Annotated in this window: 13 protein-coding genes; 9 read left to right on the top strand and 4 right to left on the bottom strand. The window is 74.1% G+C overall.

Annotated elements, in window-relative coordinates; all coding sequences use genetic code 11:
- Positions 1 to 73 precede the first annotated feature (73 nt).
- A complete protein-coding gene (locus E2B92_RS02625) occupies positions 74 to 1,081 on the bottom strand; it encodes a peptidoglycan-binding protein (protein WP_126885739.1) in 1,008 nt (335 codons plus the stop codon).
- 1 nt (position 1,082) lies between these two features.
- Complete coding sequence (locus E2B92_RS32600; RefSeq protein WP_160159730.1) at positions 1,083 to 1,250, bottom strand: hypothetical protein; 168 nt, start codon at positions 1,248 to 1,250, stop codon at positions 1,083 to 1,085.
- A gap of 228 nt (positions 1,251 to 1,478) precedes the next feature.
- Here E2B92_RS32600 and E2B92_RS02620 point away from each other — a divergent pair, with 228 nt between their 5' ends.
- Complete coding sequence (locus E2B92_RS02620) at positions 1,479 to 5,237, top strand: WD40 repeat domain-containing protein (protein ID WP_126885741.1); 3,759 nt, start codon at positions 1,479 to 1,481, stop codon at positions 5,235 to 5,237.
- Here E2B92_RS02620 and E2B92_RS02615 read toward each other — a convergent pair.
- Positions 5,219 to 6,043, bottom strand: coding sequence for an N-formylglutamate amidohydrolase (locus E2B92_RS02615; protein WP_126885743.1), 825 nt, complete (start codon positions 6,041 to 6,043; stop codon positions 5,219 to 5,221). The genes E2B92_RS02620 and E2B92_RS02615 overlap by 19 nt on opposite strands.
- A 53-nt stretch (positions 6,044 to 6,096) precedes the next feature.
- On the opposite strand from E2B92_RS02615, the gene E2B92_RS02610 reads away from it, so the two are divergent.
- The 8 genes from E2B92_RS02610 to E2B92_RS02580 all read left to right on the top strand — a co-directional run bounded on the left by E2B92_RS02610 (position 6,097) and on the right by E2B92_RS02580 (position 14,030).
- A complete protein-coding gene (locus E2B92_RS02610; protein WP_133087372.1) occupies positions 6,097 to 6,978 on the top strand; it encodes a DUF72 domain-containing protein in 882 nt (293 codons plus the stop codon).
- A gap of 34 nt (positions 6,979 to 7,012) precedes the next feature.
- Positions 7,013 to 7,159 carry a hypothetical protein gene (locus E2B92_RS32875; RefSeq protein WP_185923606.1) on the top strand — a complete coding sequence of 49 codons (147 nt, stop codon included), beginning with the start codon at positions 7,013 to 7,015 and terminating at the stop codon, positions 7,157 to 7,159.
- 22 nt (positions 7,160 to 7,181) lie between these two features.
- On the top strand, positions 7,182 to 7,589 hold the full coding sequence (locus E2B92_RS02605) for a DUF3662 domain-containing protein (protein ID WP_312846065.1): 408 nt from the start codon (positions 7,182 to 7,184) through the stop codon (positions 7,587 to 7,589).
- Positions 7,590 to 7,673: 84 nt separating this feature from the next.
- On the top strand, positions 7,674 to 10,148 hold the full coding sequence (locus E2B92_RS02600) for a SpoIIE family protein phosphatase (RefSeq protein WP_327437480.1): 2,475 nt from the start codon (positions 7,674 to 7,676) through the stop codon (positions 10,146 to 10,148).
- Entirely contained in the window at positions 10,145 to 11,263 is a 1,119-nt protein-coding gene (locus tag E2B92_RS02595; RefSeq protein ID WP_235023653.1) for a sugar ABC transporter substrate-binding protein, read from the top strand. Before E2B92_RS02600 ends, E2B92_RS02595 begins: the two co-directional genes overlap by 4 nt.
- 9 nt (positions 11,264 to 11,272) lie before the next feature.
- Positions 11,273 to 12,049, top strand: a complete 777-nt coding sequence (locus tag E2B92_RS02590; protein WP_126885749.1) for an ATP-binding cassette domain-containing protein — start codon at positions 11,273 to 11,275, stop codon at positions 12,047 to 12,049.
- Positions 12,049 to 13,311 carry a sugar ABC transporter permease gene (locus E2B92_RS02585; protein ID WP_126885751.1) on the top strand — a complete coding sequence of 421 codons (1,263 nt, stop codon included), beginning with the start codon at positions 12,049 to 12,051 and terminating at the stop codon, positions 13,309 to 13,311. Before E2B92_RS02590 ends, E2B92_RS02585 begins: the two co-directional genes overlap by 1 nt.
- A gap of 131 nt (positions 13,312 to 13,442) precedes the next feature.
- On the top strand, positions 13,443 to 14,030 hold the full coding sequence (locus tag E2B92_RS02580; protein WP_126885753.1) for a hemerythrin domain-containing protein: 588 nt from the start codon (positions 13,443 to 13,445) through the stop codon (positions 14,028 to 14,030).
- A 40-nt stretch (positions 14,031 to 14,070) separates the two neighbouring features.
- Here the strand turns inward: E2B92_RS02580 and E2B92_RS02575 are convergent, their stop codons facing one another.
- A complete protein-coding gene (locus E2B92_RS02575; protein ID WP_126885755.1) occupies positions 14,071 to 14,517 on the bottom strand; it encodes a DUF4383 domain-containing protein in 447 nt (148 codons plus the stop codon).
- Positions 14,518 to 14,606 lie beyond the last annotated feature (89 nt).

The following is a 14,606-nucleotide window of genomic DNA, read 5'->3' as shown; positions in this document are numbered from 1 at the left end:
GTGGCTGTGGGCGAGGCCGGACGTCCCCTCGTGTGACGCCCGGCCCCCCGGTTGCCCCGGTCGGAGACCCGCGTCAGAAGGAGCCCGCGTTCAGGGCCTTCTGGAGCAGGCGGGTGGTGTCCGCGTCCCAGGTGCCGCTCAGCGCCGAACCGAGGTGACGCTGCAGGGCGGTGACGGTCTCCGGACCGACGATGCCGTCCGCCTTCGCCTCGACGTACCGCTGGAGCGCCGTGATGGTCAGCGGCCCGAAGGCGCCGTCCACATCGAGCCCCGCTTTCGCCTTGTCGTTCAGCGCCCGCTGGAGCGCCGCACAGGTGGCCGGGCCGAACTGGCCGTCGACCTCCAGGGCGCCCGAGGCCTTCGCCACCACCGCCATCGGCCGGATCGGCTTGTTCCGGCCGGCGAGGACCGCCTTCATCATCGCCGCCGTGCTCGGCCCGTACGCCCCGTCGACGGGCAGCTTGTGCCTGGCCTGGAAGGCCTTCAGCGCCCTCTCGGTGGCCGGCCCGAAGTCACCGTCCACGGCCAGCTTCGCCTTCTGCACCGTGTTGAGGTTCTTCTGGAGCGTCTTGACCGCCTGCCCCTTGGAACCCCGGCGCAGGATGCCGTCGTTGCCCGGCATCGGTGCGCTGCCGCCCTTGTAGGCGGGCCGCCCGTACCCGACGATGCAGGCCGAGTTGCGGCGACGGCGGAGGAAGGCGTTGGACGTGTTGCCCTCCAGCGTGATGATGGTGCGGTTCTTGTGGACCGCCTCCACGATGCCGACGTGGTCGATCCGGCCGATGGAGCGCGAACCGGACCAGTCGAAGAACACGATGTCGCCCGGCCGGATGCCGCCTATGCCGTAGTGGAAGCGGCCCTTCTTCTGGAAGGCCCTGGCGTGCGCGGTCGTCAGCGCGAACTTGCCCATGACGGCGGGCAGGTTGTCGGAGTGGGCGGCCGCGTAGCTGACCGCCATGTCGCACCACGGGCCGGTGAACCCGTACCAGCGCGTGATGTGGTTGCGGTTGGAGCCGGGCGGGTTCTCCCTGGTGCCCAGCAGCTTACGGGCGGCACGCAGCATCCCCTGTACGTTTCCCATGTCAGAACTCCACGTCTTCCGGAAGGGCCTCGACGTCCCCGGTCACCTCGTCGTCGGGGTCCTGGCTGACGCCGGCCTGGTCCGGGTCGACGTCGAACACCCCCGCCCCGCCGACCGGGTAGGGCACGTCCTCGGCGGTCTCGACCGCCACGTCCACGGGCTCGGTCATGAACCGTTCCTCTCTCTCGTCCGCCGACTGCGGAACACCGGAGCGCGGCACCCCGGCGGGGGCCGCTCGCCAACGAGTCCAGCGGCCGGAGCATTGATTGACAGCCCCTGTTCGTGCGGGTAATCAATCCGCCGCCCCGGCGCGCGCCGCCTTGGCCGCCGCGAACAGGCGTCCTAGCGTGACGGCGGCACAACTGCGGTACGGACCACGGCCACGGGGGGGCTGGACATGGGTCGTCGTGAGAATCCGCTCGATCCCGCAGCGGGACCGGTCGAGCGCTTCGCGGTGGAGTTGCGCACGCTGCGCGCCGGGGCCGGCGGCCCCACCTACCGGGCGATGGCACGACGGTCGTCGTACTCCGCGCCCGCGCTGTCACAGGCCGCGTCGGGGGAGCGGCTGCCGACGCTGGCGGTGACCCTCGCCTACGTGGCGGCGTGCGGCGGCGACGCGGCGGAGTGGGAGAAGCGGTGGCACGCCGTGGCGGAGGAGGTCGCCGCCGTCCCGCAGGAGAACGGGGACGGCGAGGACCCGCCGTACCGGGGACTGGCCCGGTTCGAACCCGGGCACGCCGAGGTGTTCTTCGGACGCGCGCCCCTCGTGGACAACCTCCTGGAACTCACCCGCACCCACCGGTGCGCGGCGGTCGTCGGGCCGTCCGGCAGCGGGAAGTCCTCCCTGCTGCGCGCCGGCCTCATACCCCGGCTGCGGCAGGCGACGGAGCCACGGCCGGCCGCGATCCGCATCCTCACCCCCGGCGAGCACCCCGTGCGCACCCACGGCGCCGCGCTGCGGCCGGCCCCCGGCAGGGGCGACACCCACGTCCTGGTCGACCAGTTCGAGGAGGTCTTCACCCTCTGCCCCGACCCCGCCGAACGCGCCGAGTTCATCGCCACGCTGCTGGCCGCCCGGGAGCCGGCCGCCCGGCTGCGCGTGGTCCTCGGCATCCGCGCGGACTTCTTCGGGCGGTGCCTCGAGCACCCCGGACTGGTGGACGTGCTGCGCGACGCCGGAGTACCCGTGGGCCCGATGCGCCCCGAGGAACTCCGGGAGGCCGTCGTCAAGCCCGCCGCCGCACGCGGCCTCATCGTCGAACGCGCCCTGACCGCCCGGCTCGTGGAGGAGACCGCCGGGGAGCCCGGCGGCCTGCCGCTGCTCTCCCACGCCCTGCTGGAGACCTGGCGCCGGCGCTCCGGCCGCACCCTCACCCTCAGGGCGTACGAGGCGGCCGGCGGCGTACGCGGCGCCATCGCCCAGACGGCGGAGGAGCTGTACGCCGGGCTCGACCGGGAGCAGGCCGCCCTCACGCGGCGCGTCCTGCTGCGGCTCATCGCCCCCGGCGACGGCACCGCCGACACCCGCCGCCCGGTGGACCGCGCGGAACTGGAGACGGGCGGCCCGGAACGCGCCGGGGAGGTCGACGCCGTACTGGACCGCCTGGCCCGCGCCCGCCTGATCACCCTGGACGGCACCACCGTCCACCTCGCCCACGAGGCACTGATCAGCGGCTGGCCCCGCCTCACCGCCTGGATCGAGGACGACCGTGACCGGCTGCGCGTCCTGCGCCGCCTCACCCAGGCCGCCATCGCCTGGCGGGACCTGGGCAGGGACGCCGGAGCGCTCTACCGCGGCGTCCGGCTCGCCGAGGCCGAGGAGTGCTTCGCCGGCACCGGCCGCGACGGCGACCTGACCCCGCTGGAGCGGGAGTTCCTCGACGCCGGCCGCGCCACCCGCACCCGGGAGCGCCGGCGCCACCGCGCCCTGGTCGGCTCCGCCGTCCTGCTGCTCGTCCTCGCCCTCGTCGTCGGCACCGTCGCCTGGCAGCAGAACCGGACCAGTGAGCACGAGCGCCTCGCGTCTGCGGCCCGCCGCGCCGCCACGGCCGCCGAGGGGCTGCGCCCCTCCGACCCGCGCACCGCGCTGCGCCTGAGCGTGGCCGCCTGGCAGCTCAACCGCACACCGGAGACCCGCTCGGCCCTGCTGGGCGCGCTGGCCCAGCCGGAGCTGGAACCGTTCACCCCGCCGGGCGGCCCGGAGGAGTCGACGGCCCTGAGCGCCGACGGCCGCACACTGATCAGCGCGGAGGCGAACAAGGTCACCCTGTGGGACCTGCGGACCCGGCGGGCCTCGGCCACCTACCGGACCCCGTTCGACGAGGACGCCTCGACCCTGGGGCACCAGATCTCGCCCGACGGACGGTTCCTGACCGTCTGGACCGACACGGGCTCGCGGCTGCGGCTGTGGGACATACGGGCCGGGCGCTGGCACGGCCCGCCCCTCGCCCGCGACACGGCGCCCCCCGGCTCCGCCGTCGTCGCGGGGGCGGAGGGTCTCGAGGGGTCGAGCTACGCCCTGGCGTTCAGCCACAGCGGGAACTCCGTGGTGGTGCGGGTGGACGACCGCGTGGAGGTGTGGGACGTCCGCAGCGGCACACGGCGGTTCGCCCGTGCGTTCCCCGGCGAGGACGACCGGTTGTGGGGCGACGTCTCCCCGGACGGCCGGTCGCTCGCCCTGTGCACCCCGGGCGGGCTGCAGCTCTGGGACCTGCGCACCGACCGCCGCGCGGACACCGCCTGGACCGGCCGGCCGTCCTGCGAGGCGGAGGGCGTCCCGTGGTTCACCCCGGACGGGCGCGCCCTGGCCATCCAGGACGGACACGGCCTCAGACGCGTCGACGTCTCCTCGGGCAAGGAGCTGCCCAGGCTCGAGCAGGTCGCTCCCGTGGACTTCGTCTTCAGCCCCGACGGGAGGTTCGCGGCCGGCGTCGGTACGGGCGACATCCTCCTGTGGCGCCTGGACCGCCCCCACGGCCCGGTCTTCCGGCACCCGGTGGCGGAGGAGGGGCCCGAAGAGGTACGCATCGACACACGGGCCCGTGTGCTGCGCTACACGACCGGCAACCCCCAGGGCACCCAGACCGTGCGCAGCCTCGACGTGAGCCGGGCCATGGACTCCTCGTGGCAGGACGGCGCGGCCACCCAGGCCGTCCACAGCGCCGACGGCCGTGTCGTCGCCGTCGTCCGCGCCGGCCGCCTGTCCCTCCTCGACGGTCGTACGGGCCGGCACCTGGCCACCGTCCCCGCGGCACCGACGGGCGGAGCCTCGGCGGACTCCCCCGTCCTGATGTCGCTGAGCGCCGACGGACGGCGCCTCGCCTTCGGCCGGGACGCGGCCGACGTCCTCGGGCAGCCGACCCGGATCACCGTGTGGGACACCACCCGCAACCGGAGCCTCGCGGACATCACCGCCTCGCCCGAGGACATGGCGTTCACCGGTGTCGCGCTCGGCCCGGACGGCAGGACCCTGATGACCACATCCGACTCGGGCGGCGGGATCACGGTCCGGGACGCCGCCGACGGCACGAAGCTGCGGGTCCTGGACCGGGGGAGGAACGACGGCGTCAACGGGGACGCCGGAGCGCTGACCGCCGTCCTGCCCGACGGCGGAGCGGTCCTGACGGACATGGGCTCCCTCGTCCGCACCACGGGGGACGGCCACGAGCGCACCGGGCTGGAGAACTGCGCGTGCCGCACCGTGTTCAGCCCCGCCGGCGACCGCGCCGCCGTGGTCGACTCGGGGGCCGGCATCACCCTGTGGGACGGGCGGCTGCGCACACCGCTCGGGCTGCTGTCCGGCGGCCTGTCCAAGGGCATGCCGGGCCTCCCGGAGGAGACCACCGCCGTGGCCTTCTCGCCCGACGGTTCCCTCCTCGCCGCCGCCGGGTCGTACGGCACCGTGCGGCTGTGGGACGTCGCCTCCCAGCAGCCGCTGGGCACCGCCCTGCCCGGCGCGGGCGACGCCGTCCTGTCGCTCGCCTTCGGCCCGGACGGCCGGACCCTGCACGCGACGGGGGCACGCGTCCCCGTCCAGACGTACGACATCGACCCGGCGCGAGCGGTCACCGAGGTGTGCCGCCGCGCAGGAGGGACGCTCTCGCCCGCCGAGTGGCGGACGTACCTGCCCGGCATCCCCTACCGGAAGGTGTGCTGAACGGCGTCCACGAGAGCCGCCAGCGCGCCCGACAGCGCGTCGACACCCCGCTGGACGGGCTCGCCGCGCCCGTCCAGGTACAGGTCGCGCCGGATCTCCACCATCAGCGCGCTCACCCGCGGGTCCTTCCCGTAGTACCGCAGCGGCACGTACGTGCCCGCGAAGGGGGTGTTCAGCTCCGTCCCGCCGAAGTCCTCGAACGCCCGGCGCGCCGCGTCCAGCAGCGGCGCCGGGGTGTGGAACGCGTCGGTGCCCAGGCAGACCGGCGGGCGCGGCCCGTCGCCGTGCAGCTCGTAGGGCAGCGCCTTCGCCGGGTAGGAGTGGACGTCGACGATCACGGCGCGCCCGGCCGCGTCGAGCCGCTCGGCCACGGCCCTCGTCATCGCCTCCGCGTAGGGGCGGAACCAACGCTCGATCAGGGGCCGGGCGTCGCAACCGGCCGGGCGCAGTTCCTCGCGGTGCGTGGTGCGCGTGTAGACCGCGCCCATGCCCACGGCCGCCATCTCCTCGCGCTCGTCGGGAAACCGCTCCGGGTCGACGACCAGCCGGGAGAGCTGGTTGACGAACCGCCAGGGCGCGACCCGCGCGCCCTCGGCCGCTCCCGCGGCGACCTCCGCCGTGTACGCGTCGGTGATGTGGTCCAGCTCCACCGCGAGGGCGCGGTCGTCCAGCACGATGCCGGCGCGGACCTCCGCCGGTATGGCGCGCGCCGAGTGCGGGACGTGGAGGAGCACGGGCGAGCCCGGGTCGCCCGGGTGCAGCAGGAACGAAGGAGCGGAGCCGCGGGGGGCTGGGGCGTCGGTCATCGGGTTCCTCGTGGACGTCGTGGCGGCCGCCCGCACCGGGGTAGGCGGGCCGCATGGGTGAGATCCTGATCGGTACATGTTCCTGGACGGACAAGGCACTTGTGAGCAGCGGGTGGTACCCGCCGGGGCGACGGGACGCGGAAGGACGGCTGAGGCACTACGCCGAGCACTTCCCCGTGGTCGAGGTCGACGCCACGTACTACGCACTGCCCAGCATCCGCAACAGCCTCCTGTGGACCGAGCGCACCCCGCCGGGTTTCCGGTTCGACGTCAAGGCGTTCTCCCTCCTCACCGGCCACCCCACCCGCCCCGCCGCCCTCCCCGCCGACCTGCGCGCCCGGGCCCACGCCACCGGCGACCCCGGGTTCCTGAACGAGATCTGGCACCGTTTCAGCGACGCGCTGCGCCCGCTGCGCGACACCGGCCGCCTCGGCACCCTGCTGTTCCAGTTCCCGCCCTGGTTCGCCCCCGGCGCCCGGTCCGAGACCGTCCTGCGGCACACCCGGCGGCGCGCCGCCGACTGGCCCGTCGCCGTGGAGTTCCGCCACCCCGGCTGGTGGCTCGACGACCACCGCGCCCGTACCACCGCCCTGCTGACGGAGCTGGACGCGGCCGCCGTGGCCGTGGACATGGCGCAGGGCCTGCCCGGCTCCATCCCCCCGGTCACCCCGGTCACGTCGCCCGACCTCGCGGTGGTCCGCTTCCACGGGCGCAGCCCCGCCTGGGGCAGGGGCAGCAAGGAGGACCGGTTCCGGCACAGCTACGCGCCCGGCGAGCTCGCGGAGTGGCGGCCCCGCCTCCACGCCCTGGCCTCCCGGGTCGCGCGTGTGCACGTGCTGTTCAACAACTGCTGCGCCGACGCGGCCGTGCGCGCCGCCGCCTCCATGAAACGTCTGATGGCGACGGCCACACATCCGTCGGACGCCACCGGGTAGGCGGGCGGTACGCACACACACTTCGGGAGGTGCCATGTCCGGACTGATGACACGCATCAAGCAGTTCACCCGCAGCCCGCAGGGGCAGCGGACCATCGCGTCGGCGCGCCGCGCCGCCGCCGACCCGCGCAACCGCGACCGGGCCCGCCGGCTGCTCGGCCGGCTGCGCGGGCGCCGGTGACGAGGGAGCGGAGCCCCGACGAATGGCCATGGGAACCCTGACGCGATGGGAACGGGCCCTAGAGCGCTGGCAGAGCGCGCTCGTCTCCAAGGCCCTCCACCACGAACCGGTCGAGCTGCTCGACGCGCTGCGCCACGAGTGCGACGACCACGCCGTGGTGTGCAGCGGGAGCAGAGTGGTCGTGCCCAACGCCTACGAGGTGGAGCTGGACGCCCGGGTCCACGAGACGCTGCTGCGCCGCGGGGGCGGTGACGTGGGCCAGGCCCTGACGGACGTGCTGGCCCGCCACGGCGACGAGAAGGGGTACGAGTGGGCGGGGCCGCTGACCGTGCGCATCACCCCGGCGGCGCGCCCGCCCGACGACCCCTACCGGGTGAGCAGCAGCCCCATGCCGCACGTCCGCGCCGACGCCTTCCCGGCGGGGGGCTGACGCCCCTGAGTGGCTCCCCGCGCCCGGGAAGGAGGAGCATGGGGTAAGAGCGGCGCACACGGGTGGCTGCCCGCGCGGGAGGCGGTGCACGCGTTGACCGGGCAGATCTTCGCTACCTTCGGGGCGGAGACCGCCGCTGTCTACGTACTGGCGGACAGCGGTGACGAGCTGCGGCTGGCCGAGGCGGCCGGTGACTCGCGCGCCCACGGGCTGCCCCCGGTGTACGCCCTGTCCGGGCCGTCCGCGGTGGCCGACGCCTGCCGCGCCGGGCGGCCCCGGTGGGTGACCTCGAAGGAGCCCGGCCCCGCCGGGGCGGGCGGGCCGGTGTCGCTGGGCGCGCTGCCGCTCGGGACGGCCCCGCAGTTGCTGGGCTGCCTCGTCGTGGTGCGCAAGGACGGTGACGGCTTCGGCGCCGACCAGCGCGCGTTCCTGGAGCTCTACGCCGACCAGACGGCCGCCGGGCTGGAGGCGGCGGCGGCCCGCGTCACGGCGCCCGTGCAGGTGGGCTCGCCCACGGGCCCGCCGCTGCTGCCGCTGCGCGGCGGGACCTTCGTGCTGACGCTGCGGACCGGGCGGATGGACGTGGACACGCAGGTGCTCCACCTGCTCGGCGTTCCGCCCGCCGACTTCGACGGGCAGGTGTCCACCCTGCTGGAGCGCGCCGTACCCGACGACGTACCGGCGCTGATGTCGGTCGTCGAGCCGGACCGGTCGGACGCCCACCAGCAGCTCGCGTTCCGCATCCGCCGGCCCGGCGGTGAACTGCGCTGGCTCGGGCTGCGCTGCCGCGTCCTGGGCGGCCCGGACGGGCGGCCCGAGCGCGTGCTGGGCGTGGTGGGCGACGCCTCCTACCTGCGCCCCACCCCCGACGAGGTGTCCCTGGTGCAGCGGCTGTCCGCCGCGCTGGCCGGCGCCACCACCATCCGGGACGTCAGCAGGGTGGTCGTCGAGTCCCTGCGCGCCCCGCTGGGGGCCACCCGGATCGCAGTCGCCGAGCTGGAGGGCGACCGCCTCGTGGTCACCCTCCTGGACCCGCCGCAGCCCGACGCCTGGCCCGGCGCATGGCGCTCGGAGTGGCGCTCGGAGTGGCCGGACGCCTCCAGCCACACCATGCCGACCCTGGAGAGCGCGCTGCGGGAGGGCCATGTGGCCCTGTGGCCGCCCGGCACCCCGCTCGAACCCGGCCTCGCCGGCATCGGCCCCGGCGGCCTGGCGATCCTGCCGCTCCCGGCGGACGGCCGCATGGTGGGGGTCTGCCTCGTCGGATGGGACGGCGACCACCGCTTCGGACCGGAGGAGCGCTCCCTGCTGACCGCGACGGCCGGTCTGGTGGGCCAGGCGCTGACGCGCGCCCACGCCCTGAACGCCGGGCACGAACTGGCCACGATGCTCCAGCGCAGCCTGCTTCCGCGCAAGCTCCCGGCGCTGCCGGGCGGCGAGGCGGTGGCGCGGTACCTGCCCGCGACCGTCGGCCTGGAGGTCGGCGGCGACTGGTACGACGTCATCCCGCTCTCCGACGGGCACGTGGCCCTGGTCATCGGCGACGTCCAGGGACACAGCGCCGGGGCCGCCACCATCATGGGGCAGATGCGCACGGCGATCCGGGCGTACGCGGTGGAGGGCCACCCGCCCGACGTCGTCGTGGCGCACGCCAACCGGCTGCTCGTCGGCATGGAGACCGACCTGTTCGCCACCTGCTGCTATGTCGACCTCGACATGGAGGAGGGCCTCGCCTGGATCGTCCGGGCCGGGCACCTGCCACCGCTGCTGCGGCTCCCCGACGGCACCACCGAGGCCCCGGAGATCGAGGGCGGGCCGCCGCTCGGTGTCATGGCCGAGGCCGAGTACCCGCTGACCGAGGTCGGGGTCAGCCCCGGAACCCTGATCGCCCTGCTCACCGACGGCCTGGTGGAGTCCGCGTCCCTCCGCCTGGAGGACGGGATGCGCGCCGTGTGCGCGACGCTGCGGGGCGCCGACCCGGCCGACCCGGGGCGGATCGCCGACGGGCTGGTCGCCGGCACGCGCCGGCGGGACGACGACGTGGCGGTCCTGCTGCTGCGCTACGACGGGATGCGGGTCCGGCCCATCCGCGCCCGGTGGGCGGTGTGGCGGCTGCCCGACGCCGTCATGCACGCCCGCCGCTTCACGGGGCGCACCCTGCGCGGGTGGGGCGTGACGGAGGAGGTCGACATGGCCCTGCTGGCGGTGTCCGAGCTGGTCACCAACGCCATCGCGCACACCCAGGGGGAGGTGCGGCTCGACCTGACCCTGGCGGCCGACCGCCTGCGCATCGCCGTCAACGACGCCTCGCCGCGTGCCCCGGTCAAGGCCACCAGCGTGGACTGGGAGGCGACCGGCGGCCGGGGGCTGCTGCTGGTGGAGGCGGTGTCCACGTCGTGGGGGTCGGTGCCGCTCAGCGGCGGCAAGCAGGTGTGGTGCGAGATCGCCGTGTCGCCGCGCGAACCGCCCGGGGACGGGGACGGAAGCGGCGCGGAGGACGGAAGCGGTGACGGCGCCGGGCCGCGCCCGCGCCGCGACAGGAGGAGGCGATCAAGGTGAGCGGGACGCGCACGCGCCGCCGCCGGACCGGGCCCGCGCTGCTGCTGGCGGCCGGGCTGGCCCTCACCTCGGGCCTCGCGGCCTGCGGCCAGGCCGCCGAGGTGCGGGAGCCCGGTACCCAGGTCGCCCGGGACGGCCGGGGGATCGGTCTGCTGCTGCCGGACAACACCAACCGCTTCGACACGTTCGACCGGCCGCTGATCGAGAAGCGGATCGCCGAGCTGTGCGCCGAGTGCGACGTGGAGTTCGCCAGCGCCCAGCACGATGTGGCGACCCAGCAGCAGCAGGTCGACGCGATGATCACCAAGGGCGTCCGGGTGCTGATCCTGGACGCCGTCGACTCCAGGTCGCTGCGCTCCTCGGTCGACCGCGCCCGGGAGGCGGGCATCGAGGTCGTCGCCTACGACCGGCTCGTGGAGGGCCCCATCTCGGCGTACGTCTCCTTCGACGGCGCCCGGGTGGGCCGGCTCCAGGGCGAGGCGCTGCTGCGGGCCCTCGGCGACGAGGCGCACGGCGGCCAGATCGTGATGATGAACGGCGCCGCCACCGACCCCAACTCGGCGTGGTTCAAGGAGGGCGCGCTGTCCGCCCTCGAAGGCAGGGTCAGGATCGGCAAGGCGTACGACACCGCCGAGTGGCGGCCGGTGAACGCCCACATCAACATGTCCGGCGCCATCGCCGCCCTGGGCGCCGGGAGCATCGACGGCGTGTACTCCGCGAACGACGGCCTCGCCGCCGGTGTCATCTCCGCGCTCAAGTCGGCCAAGATCCGGCCGCTGCCGCCGGTGACCGGGCAGGACGCGGAGCTCGCCGGCATCCAGCGGATCGTCGCGGGGGAGCAGTACATGACCGTCTACAAGCCGTTCCGGCTGGAGGCGTACGCCGCCGCCGAGATGGCCGTCGCGCTGGTACGGGGCCAGCGGCCGGACGGCGTGGCGACGGGCCGGGTGGACAGCCCCACCACCAAAGGCATCCCCTCCGTCCTGCTCACGCCGGTCTCCGTGACCGCCGACAACATCGAGGAAACCGTGGTCAAGGACGGTATGTACACCATTGACCAGATCTGCACCCCGAAGTTCGCGGCCGACTGCCGGCGGGCCGGACTGACCCCGTAGGAGGTCCGCATGTCCCCACCACCCCTCCTGGCGCTCAAGGGCATCTCCAAGCGGTTCGGTGCCGTGCAGGCGCTCGCCGGCATCGACCTGGAGATCCGCGCCGGTGAGGTCGTCGCGCTGGTGGGGGACAACGGCGCCGGCAAATCGACCCTGGTCAAGGTCGTCGCGGGCGTGGACCCGGCCGACCAGGGGGTGATCGAGTGGCGCGGCAGGCCCGTCCACATCGGCCGCCCGCACGACGCGCAGGCCCTCGGCATCGCGACCGTGTACCAGGACCTGGCCCTGTGCGACAACCTCGATGTCGTCGGCAACCTCTTCCTCGGCCGGGAGATCCACCGGGTGGGCGTCCTGGACGAGGTCGAGATGGAGCGGCGCACCCTCGGCCTGCTCGACACCTTCTCCATCCGGATGCCCAGCGTCCGCGTTCCGGTCGCCGCCCTGTCCGGCGGGCAGCGGCAGACCGTCGCCATCTCCCGCTCGCTGCTGGGCGAGCCCAGGCTCGTCCTGCTCGACGAGCCCACCGCCGCGCTCGGCATCGAACAGACCGCCCAGGTGCTCGACCTCGTCGACCGGCTGCGCGAACGGGGACTCGGTGTCCTGCTCATCAGCCACAACATGGGGGACGTCAAGGCGGTCGCGGACTGGATCGCCGTCCTCCGCCTCGGCCGGAACAACGGCTTCTTCGACGTGACGACGACCTCCCACGAGCAGATCATCTCCTCCATCACCGGGGCCACCGACAACGCCGTCACCCGGCGGGCGTCCCGCGAGTGGGAGGTGGACTGATGAGCGGCCCGAAGGGCAGGGCCGGCAAGGGCGGCGCCACCGCCCCCGGCCGGGCCACCTCTCCGGGCGGCACCACCGGCGCGAAGGCGCACCACGCCCAGGCCCTGCGGGACAGCCTCCGCAGCGGCGAACTGGGCTCCGTCCCCGTCCTGCTCAGCTTGGCCTCGATCTGGCTGATCTTCGTCATCCTGAACGACAACTTCCTCTCGCCGCGCAACCTGTCGAACCTGAGCGTCGACATCGTCGGCACCGGGCTGATCGCCGTGGGCGTGGTCTTCGTCCTCCTCCTGGGCGAGATCGACCTGTCGGTCGGATCGGTGAGCGGCCTCGCGGCGGCCGTCTTCGCCGTCCTGAACGTCCAGCATGGCATGGCGGAAGGCATGGCCGTCCTCATCGCCGTGGTCATGGCCGCGGCCATCGGGGCCGTCCACGGATTCTTCTTCGCCAAGGTCGGGGTGCCCGCGTTCGTGGTGACCCTCGCCGGCCTGCTGGGCTGGAACGGCCTGATGCTGTACGTCCTCGGGTCGAGCGGCACCATCAACCTCGACGACGAGGGCCTGGTCGCCATGCTCACCGCCCACTACTTCCACGACGTGGCGGTCGCCTACGGGGTGGCGGCCCTCGGCACCGCCGGCTACTTCCTCGTCTCCTTCCGCGACGCGCGGCGGCGCCGTGCCGCGGGGGTGCCCGCCCGGACGCTCACCGAGATCGCCGTACGCACCGGGGCCCTGGCCGTGGTGGTCTTCGCCGCCGCGTTCGTCCTCAACCGGTTCCAGGGGCTGCCGCTCGCCCTGCTGATCTTCATGGTGGTCCTCGTCGGGCTCGACCACGTCCTGCGCCGCACCACCTACGGACGCATGATCTTCGCGATCGGCGGCGGCGTCGAGGCCGCCCGGCGCGCCGGTCTCGGGGTGCCCTGGGTGCGGATCTCGGTGTTCATGGTGTCGGGCACCATGGCCGCGATCGGCGGCCTCTTCCTCGCCTCCCGGGTCACCTCGGCCAGCCAGGCCTCGGGCGGTGGCATCCTGCTGATGAACGCCATCGCGGCGGCGGTCATCGGCGGCACCAGCCTGTTCGGCGGACGCGGCAGGGTCTGGTCCGCGCTGCTCGGCGTCCTGGTCATCCAGTCGATCGCCTCCGGCGTCGCCCTGCTGGGCATCCAGGCCGCCGTCCAGTTCATGATCACGGGCGGAGTGCTCCTGGTCGCCGTGGTCATCGACGCGCTGTCGCGGCGCGCCCAGAAGGCCCACGGCCGGATCTGAGCCGTACACCACCCCCAAGCCCGTGGCCGCGCGGCGGGGCCACGGGGCATGGCCGGTCGTCATCGTGGGACTCGTCAATTCCTGTCGTGCCGGACGGCCGGACGGCCGGACAACGAGACGGAGGGAGAACCGTGAGCAGCGCCAGACAAGAACGAGCACAGGCCGCGAAGCTTCCCGACGACGACGTCATAGCCGTCCTGCTGCGCCAGCACGCGCTCATCCGGGACCTCTTCGCGGAGGTCAGGGACGCGCGGGGCGGCCGGCCCCGGCAGGAGGCCTTCGACGCACTGAGGGCACTGCTGACGGTGCACGAGACGGCGGAGGAGATGATCCTGCGCCCGGTCGCCACCGACACCGCCGGCGAAGCGGAGGCCGAGGCCCGCAACCAGGAGGAGAAGGCGGCGAACCAGGTCCTCGCCGAGCTGGAGCGGATGGACGTCTCCGGCCCCGAGTTCGACGCCCTGCTCCGCAGGTTCGAGAAGGACGTCGTCGCGCACGCGGAACACGAGGAGCGGGAGGAGTTCCCCGCCGTGCTCCAGGAGTGCCCCGAGACCCGGCGCAGGAGGCTGGGCGGTCAGCTCCGACTCGTGGAGAAACTCGCCCCCACCCACCCGCACCCGCGGACCGCCGGCTCACCCACCGCCCAGTGGGTCGTGGGCCCGTTCGCGGCCATGCTGGACCGCACCAGGGACGCGCTGGGGCGCGTCACCGACCGCTGACCTCAGGGACCGCTTACCTCAGGCGGACCGGCCGCCGGCGTCACCGGGCGGGGTGCCGGCGGCCGAGGAGGAGCCCCAGCGCGACCATGCCCACGCCCAGCGCGAAGTGCAGCCAGTTGTCGGCCGTGTTGACCGGCACGAAGTTGGCACCGCTGTCGTGGTCGATGAACAGCCCGTACAGCCACAGTGCCAGGTAGATGACGCCACCGACGACGAGGAAGCTCCGGGCGGTCGACGCGGCGCGCGCCATCGACAGGCCGGCGAGACCGAACAGCAGGTGGACGAGGTTGTGCAGGATCGACACCTGGAACACGCCGAACAGCTTGGCCCCGGAGTCGTGCGAGGCGAACTCCATGGCGTCGTAGTCGGTGGTGATCCCGGGAACGAACCCCAGCACGCCCACCAGCAGGAAGACGGCGCCCACGAGGAACGCGGCCTGCTGCACGGCGGTCCGGGGAGCCACGTGCGTACCGCGCGTACTGTCCATGATCGGGCTTCCTTCCCCTCGGGACGGCCCTGCCAGGTCGCCCTGCATTTCTGGCGGATCTCCCTTTGAGGCGCGATTACCCCGGTTGC

This window comes from Streptomyces sp. WAC05374 (genome assembly GCF_004353505.1).
Taxonomy (GTDB): Bacteria; Actinomycetota; Actinomycetes; order Streptomycetales; family Streptomycetaceae; genus Streptomyces.
Note: the sequence above shows the minus strand (reverse complement) of the source record. Positions and strands in the feature narration are given on the sequence as shown.

Coding starts and splice junctions, on each gene's coding strand:
- E2B92_RS02625 (WP_126885739.1), bottom strand. CDS start 1,081: ATGGGAAACGTACAGGGGATGCTGCGTGCCGCCCGTAAGCTGCTGGGC.
- E2B92_RS32600 (WP_160159730.1), bottom strand. CDS start 1,250: ATGACCGAGCCCGTGGACGTGGCGGTCGAGACCGCCGAGGACGTGCCC.
- E2B92_RS02620 (WP_126885741.1), top strand. CDS start 1,479: ATGGGTCGTCGTGAGAATCCGCTCGATCCCGCAGCGGGACCGGTCGAG.
- E2B92_RS02615 (WP_126885743.1), bottom strand. CDS start 6,043: ATGACCGACGCCCCAGCCCCCCGCGGCTCCGCTCCTTCGTTCCTGCTG.
- E2B92_RS02610 (WP_133087372.1), top strand. CDS start 6,097: ATGGGTGAGATCCTGATCGGTACATGTTCCTGGACGGACAAGGCACTT.
- E2B92_RS32875 (WP_185923606.1), top strand. CDS start 7,013: ATGTCCGGACTGATGACACGCATCAAGCAGTTCACCCGCAGCCCGCAG.
- E2B92_RS02605 (WP_312846065.1), top strand. CDS start 7,182: ATGGCCATGGGAACCCTGACGCGATGGGAACGGGCCCTAGAGCGCTGG.
- E2B92_RS02590 (WP_126885749.1), top strand. CDS start 11,273: ATGTCCCCACCACCCCTCCTGGCGCTCAAGGGCATCTCCAAGCGGTTC.
- E2B92_RS02585 (WP_126885751.1), top strand. CDS start 12,049: ATGAGCGGCCCGAAGGGCAGGGCCGGCAAGGGCGGCGCCACCGCCCCC.
- E2B92_RS02575 (WP_126885755.1), bottom strand. CDS start 14,517: ATGGACAGTACGCGCGGTACGCACGTGGCTCCCCGGACCGCCGTGCAG.